This window comes from Flavobacterium stagni, assembly GCF_004122105.1.
GTDB classification, from domain to species: Bacteria; Bacteroidota; Bacteroidia; order Flavobacteriales; family Flavobacteriaceae; genus Flavobacterium; species Flavobacterium stagni.
In genome coordinates, this window is record NZ_SBKN01000001.1 from 224,199 (window position 1) to 245,538 (window position 21,340).

General features: G+C 37.9%; 14 protein-coding genes and 1 tRNA gene. 3 read left to right on the plus strand and 12 right to left on the minus strand.

Annotated elements, in window-relative coordinates; all coding sequences use genetic code 11:
- Window positions 1-42 precede the first annotated feature (42 nt).
- Genes EQG61_RS01050 through EQG61_RS01085 form a run of 8 tightly spaced genes read right to left on the minus strand, consistent with a single transcriptional unit; the run spans window position 43 to window position 11,619 of the window.
- Window positions 43-1,839 (minus strand): cytochrome c oxidase subunit I, encoded by a 1,797-nt coding sequence (locus EQG61_RS01050; protein ID WP_129460019.1) that lies wholly within the window; start codon window positions 1,837-1,839, stop codon window positions 43-45.
- Between the two features lie 28 nt (window positions 1,840-1,867).
- Entirely contained in the window at window positions 1,868-3,040 is a 1,173-nt protein-coding gene (locus tag EQG61_RS01055; RefSeq protein ID WP_129460020.1) for a cytochrome c oxidase subunit II, read from the minus strand.
- 19 nt (window positions 3,041-3,059) lie between these two features.
- The gene (locus EQG61_RS01060; RefSeq protein WP_129460021.1) at window positions 3,060-4,601 is read right to left on the minus strand and encodes a quinol:cytochrome C oxidoreductase; all 1,542 of its coding nucleotides are present in this window, start codon (window positions 4,599-4,601) and stop codon (window positions 3,060-3,062) included.
- A 27-nt stretch (window positions 4,602-4,628) separates the two neighbouring features.
- Window positions 4,629-5,192: a c-type cytochrome gene (locus EQG61_RS01065; RefSeq protein ID WP_129460022.1), complete on the minus strand. Its 564-nt coding sequence runs from the start codon at window positions 5,190-5,192 to the stop codon at window positions 4,629-4,631.
- A gap of 4 nt (window positions 5,193-5,196) precedes the next feature.
- Complete coding sequence (locus EQG61_RS01070; RefSeq protein ID WP_129460023.1) at window positions 5,197-5,724, minus strand: DUF3341 domain-containing protein; 528 nt, start codon at window positions 5,722-5,724, stop codon at window positions 5,197-5,199.
- Window positions 5,725-5,732: 8 nt separating this feature from the next.
- Window positions 5,733-7,145, minus strand: coding sequence for an NrfD/PsrC family molybdoenzyme membrane anchor subunit (nrfD, locus tag EQG61_RS01075; protein WP_129460024.1), 1,413 nt, complete (start codon window positions 7,143-7,145; stop codon window positions 5,733-5,735).
- Between the two features lie 33 nt (window positions 7,146-7,178).
- Window positions 7,179-10,232, minus strand: coding sequence for a TAT-variant-translocated molybdopterin oxidoreductase (locus EQG61_RS01080; RefSeq protein ID WP_129460025.1), 3,054 nt, complete (start codon window positions 10,230-10,232; stop codon window positions 7,179-7,181).
- A gap of 31 nt (window positions 10,233-10,263) precedes the next feature.
- Window positions 10,264-11,619: a c-type cytochrome gene (locus EQG61_RS01085; RefSeq protein WP_129460026.1), complete on the minus strand. Its 1,356-nt coding sequence runs from the start codon at window positions 11,617-11,619 to the stop codon at window positions 10,264-10,266.
- A 213-nt stretch (window positions 11,620-11,832) separates the two neighbouring features.
- Here EQG61_RS01085 and EQG61_RS01090 point away from each other — a divergent pair, with 213 nt between their 5' ends.
- Window positions 11,833-12,225, plus strand: coding sequence for an SPOR domain-containing protein (locus EQG61_RS01090; RefSeq protein WP_129460027.1), 393 nt, complete (start codon window positions 11,833-11,835; stop codon window positions 12,223-12,225).
- Window positions 12,226-12,268: 43 nt separating this feature from the next.
- On the opposite strand, the gene infB is transcribed toward EQG61_RS01090, so the two are convergent.
- From infB to rimP, 3 genes are read right to left on the minus strand one after another with little or no spacing between them, the layout of a single operon-like run.
- Window positions 12,269-14,986, minus strand: coding sequence for a translation initiation factor IF-2 (infB, locus tag EQG61_RS01095; RefSeq protein WP_129460028.1), 2,718 nt, complete (start codon window positions 14,984-14,986; stop codon window positions 12,269-12,271).
- 40 nt (window positions 14,987-15,026) lie between these two features.
- Entirely contained in the window at window positions 15,027-16,268 is a 1,242-nt protein-coding gene (gene nusA, locus EQG61_RS01100; protein ID WP_129460029.1) for a transcription termination factor NusA, read from the minus strand.
- Between the two features lie 12 nt (window positions 16,269-16,280).
- Window positions 16,281-16,748: a ribosome assembly cofactor RimP gene (gene rimP, locus EQG61_RS01105; RefSeq protein ID WP_129460030.1), complete on the minus strand. Its 468-nt coding sequence runs from the start codon at window positions 16,746-16,748 to the stop codon at window positions 16,281-16,283.
- 164 nt (window positions 16,749-16,912) lie between these two features.
- On the opposite strand from rimP, the gene EQG61_RS01110 reads away from it, so the two are divergent.
- Entirely contained in the window at window positions 16,913-17,737 is an 825-nt protein-coding gene (locus tag EQG61_RS01110) for a universal stress protein (protein ID WP_129460031.1), read from the plus strand.
- Window positions 17,738-17,824: 87 nt separating this feature from the next.
- Here EQG61_RS01110 and EQG61_RS01115 read toward each other — a convergent pair.
- Window positions 17,825-17,895 (minus strand) — tRNA-Gln (locus tag EQG61_RS01115).
- A gap of 205 nt (window positions 17,896-18,100) precedes the next feature.
- On the opposite strand from EQG61_RS01115, the gene EQG61_RS01120 reads away from it, so the two are divergent.
- Window positions 18,101-21,304, plus strand: coding sequence for a glycosyltransferase family 117 protein (locus EQG61_RS01120; RefSeq protein ID WP_129460032.1), 3,204 nt, complete (start codon window positions 18,101-18,103; stop codon window positions 21,302-21,304).
- Window positions 21,305-21,340: the final 36 nt, after the last annotated feature.

The following is a 21,340-nucleotide window of genomic DNA, read 5'->3' on the forward strand; positions in this document are numbered from 1 at the left end:
GGAATAAAAAAAAGCCTCTCCGAAGAAAGGCTTTTGTATATTTTAGTGGTGAAGAACTTCTTCTCCGGGTTTCATCGGTACATTTTGTGGTACGAAATCCTCATCATGACCTGGCTTACTGTAGTCGTAAGGCCAACGGTGTACTTCTGGAATTTCGCCAGGCCAGTTACCGTGCATGTGTTCTACAGGTGCTGTCCATTCTAATGTATTGGATCTCCATGGATTCTGAGGTGCTTTTTCACCAAAGAAGATTGAACTGAAGAAATTGTAAATGAAAACCAATTGGAATGCTCCACCGATTAAGGCAAACATAGTAATCACTACGTTTACATCTTGCATATCGTCGAAGATTGGGAAATTGGTGTTGGTGTAATAACGACGTGGTAGACCTGCCATACCGATAAAGTGCATTGGGAAGAATACACCGTAGGCACAAACGGCAGTAACCCAGAAGTGAACATATCCTAAGGTTTTGTTCAACATACGTCCGTACATTCTAGGGAACCAGTGGTAGATACCTGCAAACATTCCGTAAAGTGCAGAGATACCCATTACTAAGTGGAAGTGCGCTACAACGAAATACGTATCGTGAACGTTAATATCGAGTGTACTATCTCCTAGGATAATCCCTGTCAAACCACCGGTGATAAAAGTAGATACTAAACCGATAGAGAATAACATGGCAGGGTTTAACTGAAGGTTACCTTTCCAAATGGTAGTAATGTAGTTGAATGCTTTTACGGCAGATGGGATTGCAATCAATAACGTGGTGAAGGTAAATACCGAACCAAGGAATGGATTCATACCGGAAACAAACATGTGGTGACCCCATACAATTGTAGATAAGAATGCAATCGCAAGGATAGACATGATCATCGCACGGTAACCAAAGATTGGTTTACGTGAATTGGTTGCGATAACTTCAGAAGTGATACCCAATGCAGGTAATAAGATGATATATACTTCAGGGTGTCCTAAGAACCAGAATAAGTGTTCGAACAATACCGGTGATCCTCCTTGGTAATCCAATACTTCTCCAGCTAAATAGATATCTGACAAGAAGAAAGAAGTACCAAAACTACGGTCCATGATTAACAATAAAGCGGCAGACAATAATACTGGGAAGGAAATCACACCAATAACAGCAGTAATGAAAAATGCCCAAATAGTTAGTGGCATACGCGTCATGGTCATCCCTTTAGTACGTAAGTTCAATACCGTAACGATATAGTTTAACGAACCTAATAAAGAAGAGGCAATAAAGATCGCCATAGAAACCAACCATAAGGTCATCCCTAAACCTGAACCCGCAATCGCTTGTGGTAAGGCACTCAATGGAGGATAGATTGTCCAACCCGCTGATGCAGGTCCTGATTCTACGAACAAGGAAATAACCATGATTACACTTGACAAGAAGAATAACCAGTAAGAAACCATGTTTAAGAAACCAGACGCCATATCACGAGCCCCCAATTGCAATGGAATAAGTAAGTTACTGAACGTACCACTTAAAGCAGCTGTTAATACAAAGAATACCATGATGGTACCGTGAATAGTGATCAATGACAAATAAGCTTCATTGGTCATTACTCCTTCAGGAGCCATTTTTTCACCCAAGAAGAATTTAAATACTTTAAAAGATTCTTCTGGCCATGCTAATTGCATACGGAACAATAAAGACATCCCCACACCTATGATTCCCATGATAATACCAGTAAGTAGGTATTGTTTAGAAATCATTTTATGGTCAATACTAAAAATATATTTAGTAATGAATGTGTCCTTGTGGTGGTGATCATGTGCATGATCGTCAATGTGAAGGTCGTGTGCGTGACTCATATGATATAAATCAATTATATTTTTCTAATTATTTAGTAGCAACTACTGTAGTATCGTTTTTAGGAGCGGTTGAATCTGCAGGCTTTCCAGCTTCTGCAGCAGCTGTAGCCGCTTCTTCTTTCGCTGCATTTTTAACAGCTTGTACTAGGGTAGTTTTTTCTTTTAACCATTTTTTATAATCTTCTGGAGAGTCAACTACAATTTTCATTTGCATGTTGTAGTGTGAAGCTCCACAAATTTTATTACACAAAAGTAAATAATCAAAAGTATACGGATCCAAAGCTGGTTTACCTTCTGCTTCTAATTGTTTGCTTTTTTGACTGCGAATTTCATTAATGTGATGCACTTTCTCAGTCATGGCTTTCGTATCACGCATTTCTTGTGTAGTCATGATTGGTGTGAAAGCAAATTGTGTAACCATACCTGGAACACAGTTCATCTGTGCACGGAAATGTGGCATGTACATCGAGTGCAATACATCTTGCGAACGTATTTTGAAAATCACTTTTTTACCTTTTGGCAAATGCAATTCTTCCGCTACGATATCGTCTTGTGCATTTGGATCTGCTAAATCTACTCCTAAAGTATTAATACCTTCAATCAAACGAACGTTAGCTTTACCTAAAACATTATCGTCACCGGCATAGCGAGCAGTCCATTTAAATTGTTGAGCATAGATTTCAATTACAATAGGCTTCTCCTCTTTTTCATTCACGAACATGATATCATTCCATGTGAAAAGTCCGAAGAAAATCAACACCGCCAATACAATAGCAGGGATAGAACTCCAAATAAACTCTAATTTGTTGTTATCAGATAAATAGGTTGCAACTTGACCTTTTTTACCGCTGTATTTGTATCCAAAGTAATGCAATAATGCCTGAGTAATGGTTTGAACAGTAAAAATCAATATCATCGAAATCCACATCAATTGATCTACTTCTTTACCATGTTCAGAAGCTGAATCTTCCATTAAAGGAAATGCACCGTATTTTACAATACAAACAATTGTTATCAAATAAATGAAACCTAAGAATCCGAATAGTAAGTAACCGTTGATTCTGTTATCATTATCGTTGGCTACATTCGTTACTTCTCCCTCGGGTTTTTTTCCAATCTGAGTAAGAGCAAAAATTTTGCTTAATTGCCATAAAGCAACTGCTAGTAAAACTACAACAAGAACTACTAATAAACCTGTCATTTGTTCTTTTCTTTAAATATTAATAATGAAAATGTTTACTCTCCTCCATATAAGGATTGCGTTTTGGTGTTAACGGAGCTTTAGTAAGCGCTGTAAATACAACCAAGATGAACAAACCTAAGAAGAACAATACGGATCCGATTTCAGAAACTCCAATATACCATTGGTCACCTACTGTTGCAGGCATAATCATGTTGAAGAAATCAATATAGTGACCAAACAAAATTACAACACCAGCTGTAACTACAATTGGAGCTACACGTTTGAAATCTGTATTGATTAATGTCAAGAATGGGAAAATGAAGTTCAATCCTACAGCACCCCAGAATGGTAAGGTATAATCGTTGATACGAGTAATGAAATACGTAACCTCTTCAGGAATATTAGCATACCAAATCAACATGAATTGAGAGAACCATAAGTATGTCCAGAACACACTAATACCAAACATGAATTTTGATAAATCGTGGATATGGCTTGAATTTACATACTCTAAATAACCTTTTGATTTCAAGTAAAGCGTAACCATTGAAATTGTAGTGATACCACTTACAAAGAAACTTGCAAATACATACCATCCAAATAATGTACTGAACCAGTGTGGGTCAAGTGACATAATCCAGTCCCAAGCCATGATTGATTCAGACACGATAAAGAATACTAAGAACATGGCTGATAACTTGAAGTTCTTTTTGTAGTAGAAATCATCGTTGGCTTCATCTTGAGCTAAACAATTCTTTCTTGAATAAAAACGGTATAAGTTCCAACCAATTAAAAATACAGCTGCTCTACCAATCCAAAAACCAAAATTTAAATAACCTGATTTCCCTGCAATTAAAGCATCATAGTCAGGTGAATTTACATCGGTTACACCTTCAGCCATCCATGGAAATAAATGATTCACGTGTGTACCTGATAAAATCAACAATACAAAGAAAATTACAGAACCTACCGGTAAGTAAGCCGTGATTCCTTGCATAACACGGAATAATACGGGTGACCAACCTGCTTGTGCTACTTGTTGAATTGCATAGAATGCTAAGGCACCCATAGTAACTAACAAGAAGAAAATACACGCTACATACAAAGCAGCCCATGGTTTATTTTGTAATTGATGAAAAACATGTTGAATGTGTTCTTCGTGTTCTTTAGCTGCATCTACTTTTTTCTCTTCTTTCGCAACCACGTTTACTTCATGTTTTTCAGCTACAGGAGCTACAGCTACATGGGTAGTATCAGTTGTTTCTGTTTTGATTGAATCGTGTGCTTCATGTGCAACAGGTTCAGCAGTTGCAGATGTCTCATGTGCTGATTCTGTTTCGTGATGAGCTGCAGATGCTTTTTCATCATGACCTTCATGCGAAACGGCTTCGTGAGAATCGTGAGAAGCAGCAGCTTCATGACCACCTTCATGACCACCCTCATGATGAGCTGCAGCCACAATTTTCTCAACATCTTCTATAGTTTTCGGAGTAGATAAAAACCCGTATACAATTCCTACTAATCCTAGAGCAATTAGTATGAAAGCGGTAGTTTTTAACTTTTGTGAAAATGTGTACATATCTATAACAATCTGATAATTCTACAATTATAATTTACTTTTCAATTGCATCACGTAGTTAGAAACCAACCAACGTTCTTCACGATTCAATTGATTGGCATACGAACCCATAGAATTTAATCCATAAGTGATTACGTGATTCACACTACCTTCAGTGATTTGACGGTCTTTGTAGTTTGGAACTCCAAGGAATTTTCCTTGCGTTACCAATTTACCTTTACCGTCTCCCGCAGTACCGTGACAAATGGCACAGTAAATATTAAATAACTCTTCTGCTTTCTTAGCATCCATTTTCTCAGCAGGGAAAGGATTCGTTACCGCTTTAGAAGCAGCATAACCCTCTGGAGTATTGGGTAATTCATAAGGAACATACCCTCTTTTGATTGTTCCAGCAGGAGGCAATTGACCTTCTTTACCGTTTTCTGATTTAGCATTTGGTGAACGAAAAGCATTAGATTCAGAATAGGTTTCATAAGCCACCGATTCATACATGTTAGGCATATATTGATAGTTCGGCGATTTATCATCTTTACAAGCTGTCATCAAAGCTACAGCTCCTACCATAAAGGATAATTTTAAAATATTCTTCATCTTCTTAGTGCTTTTCAATTACTTTAACTTCAACAGCACCTGTGTTTTTGAAGAAAGAAACCATTTCTTCTTCGTTACCTGATACTGCTACTTCCATTAAAAAGTGATCATCTGTAGTTCTCACATCTGGATTTTCTGCTTTTTTGAATGGCCACAATCTACTTCTCATATAAAAAGTAATAACCATTAAGTGCGCTGCAAAAAATACCGTCATCTCAAACATCACGGGGACGAAAGCCGGCATGTTTTGAAGATAAGAGAAACTTGGTTTACCTCCAATATCTTGAGGCCAATCGTTGATCATAATGTTCCACATCATCCAAGTAGCCACGGAAATACCGATACAACCGTAGATGAACGCACAGATTGCTAAACGCGTAGGTGCAAGACCCATAGCTTTATCTAATCCGTGAACCGGGAAAGGAGTAAAAACTTCCTCGATATGATGATGTGCTTTACGTGTTTGCTTTACAGCATCCATTAATACATCATCATCATTATATAGTGCGTGAATAACTTTAGTACTGCTCATGACTTTTATTAATGATTATCTGAATGATGATTATGTCCTTCTTTTTCACGTGCTCTCTTGTAGTTGTCACCCGAAGACTTCAAAATAGTTTTAACCTCTGCTTGTGCAATTACAGGGAACGAACGTGCATATAATAAGAACAATACAAAGAAGAAGCCGATTGTTCCAATATAAATTCCAATATCTACAAAAGTTGGTGAGAATTTAGTCCAAGAAGACGGTAAATAATCACGGTGCAATGAAGTTACGATAATTACGAAACGCTCAAACCACATACCGATGTTTACTACAATCGAAATAATGAAAGAGAACATGATACTTGTTCTTAATTTTTTGAACCACATGAACTGTGGAGAGAACACGTTACACGTCATCATCATCCAGTACGACCAAGCGTAAGGACCTGTTGCACGGTTAAGGAAAGCGTATTGTTCATATTCTACACCTGAATACCAAGCCACGAATAACTCAGTGATATATGCTACCCCTACAATCGAACCCGTAATCATGATAATGATGTTCATCAATTCGATATGTTGTAACGTAATGTAGGCTTCAAGATTGGACACCTTACGCATTACAATCAAAAGTGTGTTTACCATGGCAAAACCAGAGAATACAGCACCCGCAACGAAATAAGGTGGGAAGATGGTAGTGTGCCATCCTGGAACTACTGAAGTAGCAAAGTCAAAGGATACAATAGTGTGTACAGAAAGTACAAGAGGAGTTGCTAGACCTGCTAAAACAAGTGAAACTTCTTCAAAACGTTGCCAATCTTTAGCACGTCCACTCCATCCGAAACTTAATATAGAATATACTTTTTTAGTAAAAGGAGTTACTGCACGGTCTCTTAACATCGCAAAGTCAGGTAATAATCCTGTCCACCAGAAAACTAATGAAACGGATAAATACGTAGAAATCGCAAATACGTCCCATAAAAGTGGCGAGTTAAAGTTCACCCACAAGGATCCAAATTGGTTTGGAATAGGTAATACCCAATACCCCAACCATGGACGACCCATGTGAATTACAGGGAATAAACCTGCTTGAACTACCGAGAAGATAGTCATCGCCTCAGCAGAACGGTTAATCGCCATTCTCCAACGTTGACGGAATAATAACAATACTGCAGAAATCAAAGTTCCTGCGTGACCGATACCTACCCACCAAACGAAGTTGGTAATATCCCAGGCCCAACCAACAGTTTTGTTAAGACCCCAGGTTCCGATACCTGTAGAGATGGTATAAACGATACAGCCTATTCCCCAAAGGAATGCTGCCAAAGAAATTGAAAAAACGGTCCACCATTGTTTGTTGGCTCTTCCTTCTACAGGAGCAGCAACATCAACAGTTACATCGTGATAAGTTTTATCACCTATAACTAATGGCTTTCTAATGGGTGCTTCGTAATGAGACGACATAATCCTATATAGTGTTTCTTATTAATTTAATGATTAGTTATTTCTAACTTTTACGTGATAGAATACATTCGGCTTCGTTCCAACATGCTCCAACAAGTGGTACATACGGTTGCTTTCTGCCAATTTTGCCACATCACTTTCTTTGTTGTTAACATCACCAAACACCATAGATCCTGTGCTACAAGCTGCAGAACATGCGGTTTCAAATTCGTTAACATCAACTGGACGACCTTCACGTTTTGCTGTCAAAATAGTCAACTGTGTTTTTTGGATACACATAGAACATTTCTCCATAACCCCACGTGAACGAACGTTAACATCTGGATTCACAACCATACGACCTAAATCGTCATTCATATGGAAATCGAATTCACTGTTGTTGTTGTACAAGAACCAGTTGAAACGACGTACTTTATACGGACAGTTGTTTGCACAATAACGCGTACCTACACAACGGTTATACGCCATTTGGTTCTGACCTTGACGACCGTGTGAAGTTGCTGCTACTGGACATACAGTTTCACAAGGAGCGTGGTTACAGTGTTGACACATGATGGGTTGGAAAACAACTTGAGGGTTGTCTGATGGGTTCTCCATTTGACCAAATCCACCTAATGAACCTTTATCACCAAATAAACCATCAAATCCTTCTTTTTTCTCAACATCTTGAGCAAAAGTTTCTTCTGAAGAATAATAACGGTCAATTCGTAACCAGTGCATATCACGGCTTCTTCTTACCTCAGATTTACCAACTACTGGTACGTTGTTTTCAGCATGACATGCAATCACACAAGCTCCACAACCTGTACAGCTATTTAAATCAATTGATAAGTTAAAGTGATGTCCGATTGAACGATCAAAAGATTCCCATAAGTCTACTTTTGTAGCTTCTGTTTCTTTGTGATCTAAAGATACCATTGGAACTGGATTCCAAATTTCAGCATCTTTAGTTTTGAAAACTTCTAATGTCGTTTCTTTAACAATGTCACCACGACCCATTAAAGTTTTGTGCGACTGTACACAAGCAAACTCGTGTTCTCCTGATTCAGGAGTAACAGTTACTGACTGTACATTATTGAAGTCTTTGTATAAAGCGTAAGCATTAACACCTACTTGCATTTCTTCTTTTAAAGCGGCTTTTCTTCCGTAACCAAAAGCTAAACCTACTGTTCCTTTTGCTTGTCCAGGTTGAACAATTACAGGAACATTTTTCAATTCAGCACCATTTATGGCTAAAGTTACATAGCTACCATTCAAACCACCATTGGCAACCAAACGGTTTTCTAATTTCCATTCTTTGGCATCCGCTTGTGAAATAGTCACATAGTTATCCCAAGATACACGTGTAATTGGATCTGGGAATTCTTGTAACCAAGGGTTGTTGGCTTGTTGGCCATCACCCATACCCGTTTTGGTGTACAATACCAATTCAACACCATTCGATTTTGAACTAGCCAATGCATTTGCAGCACCTGCGTAATCAGCAGTTCCTCCCGCTAAACCAGCACCGCCATAAACAGCAACACCATCATGTAAGGTTTGGTTCCAACTTGCATTTCCTAAGAAACCTGCCGAACCTGCTCTTAAATAATCATAGTAATTACCACTTACTCCATTCCATGACATTAAAGCCTCTTGGAATTGTTTTGTATTGAATAAAGGACGAATCGTAGGTTGCGTTAAAGAATAGGTTCCTTTAGTCAACACATGATCATTCCATGATTCTAAATAATGAGGAGCCGCAGCAGCAATTTTAGATTTAGCAGCCGTTTCATCTTCACGTTGTGTGAAAGAAACAGACAATTTTACTTTACCAAGAGCTGCTCCAAAAGCTTCTCCATTTGCTAAAGTGTATACTGGATTAACACCACTCATAATAAGAGTGTGAACGTTTCCAGCCGTCATATCTTTTATCAATTGTGCTACTTGTGCATCATTCCCTTTACGAGTATAACGAACACCAGCAGTAGCTAAGGCTTCACTTTTCAATACTTGATTGATTGCAAACACCAACAATTGCGCATTTTTATCTTGAATTCCACAAACCAAAAGTCCTTTAGAACCAGCTTGTTTCAATTGTTCTGCCGCTTTTGCAATTTCAGCATCTGCAGCAGTTTTATTTGTACCAACAGAAGCTCCTGTAATTACATTGTAAATTTTTACTAAAGCTTGCTTTTGATCGGCAACTGTCATTGCTACACGCTTATCAGCAGCAGCACCTGACAAAGTCATATTGGCTTCAAATTGGAAATGTTTGGACATTTGACCATTTTGAGGCACACGTCCTTTAGCATAAGAACTATCATAGCCTCCACCTTGCCAATCTCCTAAGAAATCTGCACCGATAGAAACAATAGTATTCGCTTTTGAAAAATCATAATCAGCAAGAGCGCGTTCACCATAAACGGCTTCGAAAGCATCTAAGGCAGCCGATTCTGAAACTGAATCATAAATAACATGTTTAGCTGTTGGGTTTTTAGCGATAAAATCAGCAACTAAACGTTCTGTCGATGGACTTGCCAAAGTATTCGTTAATAATACAACTTGCTTTCCTGAAGCTTTTGCTTCAGCCAAAGAAGCTTTTACTTGCGCATCTACATCAGACCAAGAAGCATTTTTCCCGTCAATTTTTGGATTTTGAAGTCGCAAACTATCATACAAAGACAACACTGATGCATGTACACGAGCATTTGCAGCAAACTTAGCTCCAGCTAAACGGTTGTTTTCAACTTTAATTGGTCGACCTTCACGAGTTTTAATCAACAAATTCGCAAAATCAAACCCATCAAACATAGTCGTAGCATAATAATCTGCTACACCAGGAATAATTGTATCCGGTTGAACTACGTAAGGAATTGATTTGTGAACAGGTCCTTCACACGCTGCCAATGTAGCAGCAGCTGTAGTAAAACCTACGTATTTTAAGAAATCACGACGGGTAGTTGATGAAGAAGATAATGAACCATCAGCTAAGAATTCATCCGTTGGGATTTCTTCCACAAATTCATTATTTCTAAGCGTCTCAACAATAGAACTATTTTCGTTTAGTTCTTCAACACTTTTCCAGTATTTTTTGTTAGATGACATCGTATATAAATATTAGCTTCTTAATAATTGATTAATAGTGACACTTACCACATTCTAAACCACCCATATCTGCGATGGTTAACTTGTCTTTTCCATACTTTTTGGATAACTCCGCATGGATTTTTTCATAGTAAGCATTACCTTCCATTTTCACTTCCGTTTCACGGTGACAGTTAATACACCATCCCATAGTCAATGGAGCAAATTGTTTTTGTACTTCATACGTTTGTACAGGTCCGTGACATTTTTGACACTCAATACCTGCTACAGTTACGTGTTGAGAGTGATTGAAGTAAGCAAAATCAGGTAAGTTGTGAATACGTACCCATTTCACTGGATGCGATTTACCTGTATATTTTTGAGTCGATTTATCCCAACCCACTGCATCATATAATTTTTGAATCTGAGCATCATAAAATGCTTTAGAATATTCAGCAGTAGCCGTAGTATCTGATACTTCAGAAATATTTTTGTGACAGTTCATACAAATATTCAATGAAGGAATACCTGCATTTTTACTTACACGTGCCGCAGAGTGACAGTATTTACAATCAATACCATTGCTTCCCGCATGGATTCGGTGTGAATAATGAATAGGCTGAATAGGAGCATAATCCTGATCTACACCCACCTGCATAAAGTAACCGTAAGCAAAATAACCACTCGCCAACAACAAGAAGATAGAGGTCACTAAAACCAAAAATTGATTTTTAGCAAATGATCTCCAAATATTCATTGGGTTACCCGCAGCAGGAACTTCAACTCCATTGGATTTTGCGATTTTGGTTAGCACATTGTTCACTAAGAACAACATTACTACCAACATCAACATTACTAGAGAAAGTGCTCCAAGAATTACTTCATTTGACAAACCACCTTCAGCAGCACCTTCGCCCCCTTTACCGGCAGCACCTGCAACAGCAGCAGGAGCTTCTGGTTTTGGCTCAGAAGTATACGCTATAATGTTATCAATATCTGCAGTAGACAACTGAGGAAAAGCTGTCATTACAGTTTTGTTATTTTCTTCGAATACTTTTTTCGCTTTTGCATCTCCTGAAGCAATCAAAGCGGAACTGTTATTGATCCACTTGTATAACCATGCTTTGTCATACTTGTTGGCTACTCCACGCAACGCTGGACCCGTCATCTTTTTGTCTAAGTTGTGACAAGCCGCACAGTTGGTGTTGAACAATTCCTTTCCTTTAGCAGCATCACCACCTCCTGCAGGCGCAGCAGCGGCATCGGCAGCAGGCGCAGCAGCAGCAGGTGTCGCAGCAGCTTCAGCTGGCTTATCTTGTGCAAAGGTTGAAAGGGAAAAAGTTAGCATTACTGCTAATCCGAAGGAATAAATTTTCGAAATCGAATTATGGTTACCCACTTTTTTCATATTATTAATGATTATCGACGTTTTGGCATAGTTTTTATTGCGTTTTTACACATCAAACCATACACTTTTTTAAAAACTTGAGCAAAAATACGATTTATGCAGTATTATCAAAACCTTAAAAGTATCTTAAATAACAATTTATATTAATTCTAAATAACTTTTTTACCCAATTCCAAATGTATACCCTTACATTTGCATAAAAATCAAAAGATTATGAGATTTTTAAATCAAAAATTACTTTTTAAAGTCGGATTTTCTACCTTATTTTTTTTCAATTTTAACATAAATTACAGTCAAAATGTTACTGTAAATCAAGACCCTAAAATTGATCAATTAATGGCTGAAAAACGAAAAATCAATGCGGCTATAACCGTCAATAATCGCTATAAAATTCAGATTTTCAATGGTACTAGTGAAGAATCTAAAAAAGTCTTAGCTCAGTTCAAAAAAGAGAACAATCAATACGATGCAACCATAGTTTTTTATACACCCGCTTACAAAGTATGGGTAGGTAATTTTAAATCTCGTATTGAAGCAGAACGCAATTTAATTTTTCTCAAGAAAAAATATCCCAACGCTTTAGTTATCCAACCAAACAAAGGCTAGTAAGCATAAAAAAACCCCGATAGCTCGGGGTTTTTTAATTGTATTATTTCAATTTCTTTTTGACTTCAACTTCGTGGAAAGCTTCAATCACATCATTCAACTGAATGTCATTGTAGTTTTTAATTTGAATACCACAATCGTATCCTTTTGAAACTTCTTTCACATCATCTTTGAAGCGTTTTAAAGCTGTTAACTCACCCGTGTAAATAACCACTCCTTCACGAATTAAACGAATTTTAGAATTTCTAAACACTTTACCGTCTGTAATCATACAACCAGCAATAGTTCCTACTTTTGAGATTTTGAACGTTTCACGGATTTCAGCTGTACCTGTAATCTCTTCTTTTAATTCAGGAGACAACATACCTTCCATCGCATCTTTCAAATCATCAATCGCATCATAGATGATCGAATAATGACGGATATCAATTTCTTCTTTTTCGGCTAATTGTTTTGCACTTCCCGCAGGTCGTACGTTAAACCCGATGATAATCGCATCCGATGCAGAAGCCAACATTACATCAGATTCTGTAATAGCACCAACTCCTTTCAGGATAATGTTGATTTGAATTTCTTCGGTTGACAATTTTGAGAAGGAATCCGAAAGCGCTTCTACTGAACCATCCACGTCCCCTTTCAAAATAATATTTAATTCTTTAAACTGACCCAATGCGATACGACGACCAATTTCGGCCAACGTAATGTGCTTCTGTGTACGAACCGATTGTTCACGAATTAACTGTGTACGTTTCGCTGCAATTTGTTTCGCTTCACGTTCATCTTCAAACACATTGAATTTATCACCTGCCGTTGGCGCACCATCCAATCCTAAAATTGAAATTGGCGTTGACGGACCTGCTTCTTTAATACTATGTCCACGTTCATCATACATGGCTTTTACTTTACCGTGGTTTTTACCAGCTAAAACGTAATCGCCCACACGTAAAGTACCCGCTTGCACTAATACAGTAGATACATATCCTCTACCTTTATCCAATTGTGCTTCCACAACGGTTCCGATAGCAGGTTTATTTGGATTTGCTTTTAAATCTAAAATTTCAGCTTCCAACAATACTTTTTCCAAAAGCTCATTCACACCTTGACCAAACTTAGCCGAAATTTCATGGGATTGGTATTTTCCACCCCAGTCTTCCACAAGCAAATTCATTTGCGCCAATTGTTCTTTAATACGCTCTGGATTTGCAGCGGGTTTATCCACTTTATTGATTGCAAAAACCATTGGTACTCCGGCAGCTTGTGCGTGACTAATCGCTTCTTTGGTTTGCGGCATGATGTCGTCATCCGCAGCACAAACGATTACTGCTACGTCTGTCACTTGAGCACCACGTGCACGCATCGCGGTAAACGCCTCGTGACCTGGTGTATCTAAGAATGCGATTTTCTTTCCATTCTCTAAAGTTACAGCATAAGCACCAATGTGTTGTGTAATCCCTCCCGATTCACCTGCGATAACATTTGTTTTACGAATATTATCCAGTAATGAAGTTTTACCGTGGTCAACGTGACCCATTACGGTAACGATAGGTGCTCTTGGCACTAAATCTTCTTCCGTATCTTCTACAACCTTGATCGATTCTTCGATTTCTGCGGTTACAAAATCCACTTCATATCCAAACTCATCTGCAACGATTGAAAGTGTTTCTGCGTCTAAACGTTGGTTCATGGTTACCATGATTCCCAAAGACATACACGTTCCAATCACTTTGGTAATTGGCACATCCATCATACTTGCAATTTCACCAACAGTAACGAATTCAGTAACTTTTAATACTTTGCTACCTTCTTCCATTGCCTGCATTTCATCTTCTGAACGCTGACGGTGTGTATCTCGTTTCTCGCGACGGTATTTAGCCGCTTTGGATTTATTTCCTTTCCCTTGAAGACGCTCCAAGGTTTCTTTAATTTGGTTTTTAACTTCCTCTTCTGTTGGCTCAACTTTTTGAACTACAGCTTGACGATTTCCGCCTTTTTGAAAACCGGGTTTGTTACCAAATTTATTATTACCGGGACCTCCATTTCTGTTATTATTATTGGAGTTTCCACCTTGGTTATTTCCAGGAGTGCCAGGTTTAGCATCCGGTTTGGCTTGAATACGTTTGCGTTTATTTTTATTTTGACTATCGTTGTTATTATTTGAATTACCTTCTTCTTTTTTCTTTTTAGGCTTTTCAAATTTTGTCAAGTCAATTTTTTCACCAGCAACTACAGGACCAGTTAACTTGGTGTAAATGGTTTTGTATTGCTCCTCTTTTCCATCTTCTGTGGTTGTTACTGCTGGAGGCGTAACTACGGGTGCAACTTCAACTTTAGGCGTTTCAGCTACCTTTTCTGTTTCAACCGCTTTAGGCGCTTCAGTCTCAGGAGCGGGAACAGATTTGGGTTCCAATTCAATTTTACCAATTGCTTTGGGACCGCTAACAACAGCTTTAGCCTTAATAACTTCCTGCTTCTGACGTTCTTCTTCCTGTTTTCTTTTTTCTTCAATTTCGCGCTCACGCTCCAGACGCAAGGCTTCTTTTTCTTTACGAATTTCTTCACTTACCCCTTTGGACGCTTCCTTGTTTCCGCGGTCACCTGCAAATTGATTTTGAAGAATATCAAACTCTTTCTCTGAGATTTTTGCGTTAGGATTGGAATCAATAGAAATTCCTTTTTCTTTCAAAAAATCCACAGCGCGATCCAGAGAAATGTTTAATTCTCGTAAAACTTTATTAATTCTAATATTTCTTTCGTCAGACATATAGTGTTATTAAGTTCTGTTCTTTGTTTTGAGCAAGCAATTAGTCTTCAAACTCTTCTTTTAAAATACGCATTACCTCGATAATGGTTTCTTCTTCTAAATCCGTACGACGCGCTAAATCTGCTACTTCTTGTTTCAAGATACTTTTTGCCGTATCCAAACCAATTTTAGCAAATTCATCAATGATCCAACCATCGATTTCGTCTGAGAATTCAGTCAATTCAACATCATCATCTTCAGCAACGTTACCTTCACGAATCACATCCAATTCGAAACCGGTTAATTGACTTGCTAATTTAATATTTTGTCCGCCACGACCAATCGCTTTGGAAACTTCTTCTAATTTTAAAAATACTTCGGCAGATTTTGTTTCTTCATTCAATTTAATGGAAGAAACTTTAGCCGGACTCAAGGCTCTTGAAATCAATAAAGATGGATTAGTAGTGAAATTAATCACGTCAATATTTTCGTTTCCTAATTCACGAACAATTCCGTGAATACGAGAACCTTTCATCCCCACACATGCCCCTACTGGATCAATACGATCGTCATAAGAATCAACCGCTACTTTTGCTTTTTCACCCGGAATACGAACCACTTTCTTAATTATGATTAATCCGTCGAAAACCTCTGGAATTTCTTGTTCAAATAATTTTTCCAAGAACTTTTCCGATGTACGCGACATCACAATTTGTGGTTTATTTCCTTTCAATTCTACATTTTCGATAATTCCTTTTACATTATCTCCTTTGCGGAAAAAGTCAGAAGGAATCTGTTTTTCTTTTGGCAATACAATTTCATTACCATCATCATCCACTAAAATTACAACTTTTGGGCGAACGTGGTGCACCTCAGCCGTGTAAATTTCTCCGATAATATCTTTAAACTGTTTGTATAAATTGGTGTTATCGTGTTCGTGAATCTTTGAAATCAAATTCTGACGCAAAGCCAAAATGGCACGACGACCTAAATCAATTAATTTAACCTCTTCCGAAACATCTTCACCTACTTCAAAGTCGGGCTCAATACGACGCGCTTCTGAAAGTTCGATTTGTGAGTTGGGATCTTCTACCTCTCCATCAGCAACCACGACACGGTTTCTCCAAATCTCCATATCTCCCTTATCAGGATTGATAATGATATCAAAATTATCATCTGAACCGTATTTCTTTTTCAAGGCATTACGAAAAACATCTTCTAGGATGGCCATCAGCGTAACGCGATCAATCAACTTGTCATCTTTAAATTCAGAAAATGATTCGATTAAGGCAATATTTTCCATTATATTGATGTATTAAAATTTTATTGTAACAATTGCTTCTTTAATTTCTGTATAAGGTAAATCCAACACTTTGGTTACCGTTTCTTTTCCTTTTCCAATTTGCTTGGGCTCACGCGCCGTCCAGGTTAAGGTAATTTTTTCCTCATCCACCGATTGCAAGTCCGCTTCAATTTTTTCACCCGAAACGGTTTTAACAATTAAAGGTCGACCGATGTTTTTTTTGTATTGGCGAACCAACTTCAAAGGCGAACCCACTCCTGCTGAGGCAACATCCAAAGAAAAATCTTGTTCCTCACGATCCAAGTTGTGTTCAACAGCTCGACTGATATCCATACAATCTTGCAACGAAACACCATTGTCACCGTCCAAAGTTACACTAATTTTGTAACTATCTGAAATCGAAACGTCTATCAAAAACAACTCCGGTTTTTCAGCCAATCCAGCCTCCAAAAGTTGCATTACTTTTTCCTTAAAGGTCATAATTCGGTATAAAAAGAGGGAAGCATTGCTTCCCTCATTATTCATCATTTGTTAAATAACGGTGCAAATATAGCAATTTTTTATTTTAAAAAAACACTTACAGATGATTAATTTTTTGTACCTTTAGGGTAGAAATAAATGAACATTATATAATTATTCTTACAATGAAAAAAATTCTTATCCCAACGGATTTTTCAGACCATGCCGAATATGCATTAAAAGTAGCTGCGCAAATTGCCCGTAAAAACAACGGTGAAATCATCTTATTACACATGTTGGAATTACCTCACGAAGGTAGCGACGCAATTAGCACAGGTCACGATATCCCTGAATTAATGTTTTTCAAAAACGCTGCTATCAATAAATTAGAAGAATTAATGGACGCTGACTACTTGGAAGGCATTAAGGTTTCTGAAGTAATTCAATTTGAAATGGCTTTTGAAGGCATTTTAAACATTAGCCGACTAAACGACGTTGACTTGATTGTGATGGGTTCACATGGTGCCAGTGGGTACAAAGAAATGTTTATCGGATCGAACGCAGAGAAAGTAGTACGTAATTCTGAAGTGCCCGTTTTAATCATCAAAAAAGAACAAGGTGAATTCAATGTGGACAAATTTGTTTTTGCCTCTGATTTTGCAGAAGAAGCTAAAAAACCATTCAGCAAAGCCGTTGATTTTGCCAATAAATTTGGAGCCACATTACACCTAGTGATGATCAACACCCCCAACAACTTTAAATCTACTGCAACTTCACAAGCTACGATTGATAGCTTTATAAGTGGTTTCCAGGTCAACAAATATGAAACGCATATTTATAATGAAACCAATGTTGAAAAAGGAATTTTAAACTTTGCTAACAGCATCAATGCTGATTTGATTGGAATGAGTACCCACGGAAGAAAAGGATTAGCTCACTTTTTCAATGGAAGCATCAGTGAAGATTTAGTAAATCACGCGACTCGTCCTGTAGTAACGTTTAAAATCTAATCCATAGACTTTATACACACAAGCCTCTTCGGAGGCTTTTTTTATTGACAAAAACAAAAAAGCCCAACATTTCTGTCGGGCTTTCTGTTGGTCTACAAGGATTCGAACCTTGAATGACTGAACCAAAATCAGTAGTGTTACCGTTACACCATAGACCATTATTGCGGGTGCAAATTTAATACATTTTTTATTTAAAGCAAGTGTTTTAAATATTTTTTGCCAAAATATTTCGCCTTTACACTAAAAACATTGGGCTTGCGTTAGTTGAACTTGTGTAAATCAGTTTTTTAGAATTTTTTGTTAACCGATAGACCAATACGCAAAAAAATAGTTTCTTTGCATCATTAATACTAAAGCCAATTTATGACGCCTTTCGACTTTAAAAAGTGGAATACCATTATGGGATGGTCCGCCTTCGGAATTGCCCTACTGACCTATAGTCTGACTGTAGAACCCACCATGAGTTTTTGGGATTGTGGAGAGTATATTGCTACTGCTGCCAATCTTGAAGTTGGCCACCCACCCGGAGCACCTTTGTTCCAAATGTTGGGCGCATTTTTTGCCATGTTCTCATTTAGCAAAGAAACCATCGCCTTGATGGTAAACATGATGTCCGTATTTTCAAGCGCCTTTACTATTTTATTCATGTTTTGGTCTTCTACCATTTTATTGCGTAAAGTAGTAGGTTCCTACAGCGAATTGAACGACACAAATACTAAAGTAATTTTAGGATCTTCTTTTATTGGAGCTTTAACCTTTACGTTTTCGGATAGTTTTTGGTTCAATGCCGTTGAAGCAGAAGTGTATGCCATGGCCATGTTCATGATTGCACTACTGTTATGGCTAGGATTGCGCTGGGAACAAGAAATGCATACCCCAAAAGGAAATAAATGGCTAATATTGATTAGTTTGATCATCGGACTCACCTTTGGTGTCCATTTTATGGCTTTACTTACCCTACCTTCAATTGGATTCTTGTATTATTTTAAAAATTATCCAAAAATCACAATAAAGAATTTCATTTTGGCCAATGTTATCATCATTGCCATCTTGTTGTTTATCTTCAAATTATTATTACCCTATACCCTTGCTTTCTTTGCGAAAACAGAAATATTTATGGTAAACACCTTTGGTTTACCTTTTAATTCAGGAACGATTTTCGCTTTCTTGTTAATCATAGGTCTTTTCTATTTTGGCTTACGTTATACCCAACAAAAAAATCTAGCGGCTGTAAACACGGGTTTGCTATGTGTGCTTTTTGTTTTGATTGGATTCTCCACTTGGATCATGTTGCCTCTTCGCGCCAATGCCAATACACCGATTAACGAAAATAACCCTTCCGATGCGGCTGAAGTTTTGGCGTATTACAACCGAGAGCAATATGGTGTCAACCCTTTATTCTATGGGCCACAATACACCGACATGTTCGCAGGTGCTGACGAAGAACAACCGTATTTGGATAAGAGTCCGAACTACGAAAGAGACCTTAAAACAGGCAAATATGTAATTGTCAACAACTACAAAGATGCTGAACAAAACTCCAACAGCAACCACCGCGCTATTTTACCTCGTTTATGGAGCAATGACAATGTGAAAGGCTATGTGAATTTTGTAGGAGTGCCCAATTTTAAAATCAAACCCGAATATGCCGATAGCGAAAAACTAGTGGAAGAAGTAGCTGCGTTTCGTCAAGCCTACAACCAAAAACAAATGGACAATGACGATTACATTAACTTCATAAAATACTACAGCGAATACCTTGACGTTGAAAAACCAAGTTTCTGGAGCAACATTAGCTTTATGGTTGAATACCAATTTGGGTATATGTATGGCCGTTATTTGCTTTGGAATTTCGTTGGTCGTCAAAACGACAACCAAGGTCGCTATGACGCCTTGGATGGCAACTGGATGAGCGGAATCAAAGCGATTGATGAAATGCACGTGGGCTCACAAGACAATTTACCCGATGATGTGAAAAACAACAAAGGAAGAAACTTCTATTATTTCCTTCCCTTCTTTTTAGGATTACTCGGATTCTTATACCATGCGCAACGCGATTTAAAATCGTTTTATGTGGTATTGGCCTTGTTTTTATTCACCGGATTAGCCTTGAAAATATATCTTAACGAACGTCCGTTTGAACCTCGTGAAAGGGATTATGCGTTAGTAGGTTCATTCTATGTTTTCGCTTTATGGGTCGGATTTGGGGTGTATGCCTTGTACGAACTTTTAGCAGAGAAAATCAATGCCAAAACTGCGGCTATTGCTTCATTGAGTCTTTCCTTACTAGCTTCACCGGTGCTTATGGCGGCTCAAAACTGGGATGATCACGATCGTTCTAACCGTTATACCGCAATTGCAATGGCTAAAAATTATTTGGATTCTTGTGACAAGAATGCTATATTATTTACCATAGGTGATAACGACACCTTCCCGCTTTGGTATGCGCAAGAAATTGAAGGCTACCGAACCGATGTTCGTATCGTAAACACCAGTTTGTTAATGACCGATTGGTACATTGATCAAATGAAACAAAAGGTTTATGATTCTGACGGATTACCTATTTCGTTTACCCATAACCAAATTGTAGCCGATAACCGCGATGTTATTTTATTCCACAAACAAACGGAGAACCGTTGGAACCTGAATGATTTCTTAGAATTTGCCAAAAGCGAAGACACGATTACGACTATCGAAATGCAAAACGGTCACCGTCTTCATTTTTTCCCAACGAATAAAGTCAGAATTCCAATTGATAAAGCGTCCATTTTGAAACACAAAATCGTGAATGCGAAACAAAGTGATTCTATCGTGCCTTATATTGATGTCGATATCAAAGGCGGTGCATTGTACAAAAATCGCTTGATCATGTTGGATATATTGCGCAACAACAACTGGAAACGCCCAATTTATTTCAGTCCAGGTAGTTTTGGTGATGACGATTATTTGTGGATGAAAGATTATTTACAATTGGACGGAATGGTGTATAAATTAGTCCCCATCAAAACTCCTGTAAACGAAGACAATTATCCCGATATGGGCCAAATTGACACCGATAAAATGTATCCCTTAATCATGAATTGGAAATGGGGTAATGGTGAATTGACTACCATTTATCACGACCCAGAAACCAGACGCAATTGTATTTCCTACCGTGGAAATATGTCGCGCACCATGGATCAATTAATAGCTGAAGGCAAAACAAAAGAAGCGAAAAACATCATTGCATTAGCGCTGGATAAAATGCCTTTGGATTATTACGGTTATTACCTGACTTTAGAGCCATTTGTAAATGGTTACTATAAAGTGAATGAAAAACAAAAAGCACGGGAATTGGCCAATCGCTTAATCGGGAAATACCAACAGGAATTATTGTATTACAGCACGTTCAGTGTAAATGACAAAAATTTCATGGCTACCGATATCATCTCAGCGATTGAACGCTACCGCAGTCTACTCAAAACCATGAAGAAAAATGGAGATGTAGACGAATACAATAAACAACGTCCAACGTTCAACAGTTATAACAACCGCTTCAAAGGGTTGTTTAACCGACCAACAGAATAAATGAAAAGTGCTCCAAACGGGGCACTTTTTTTTACA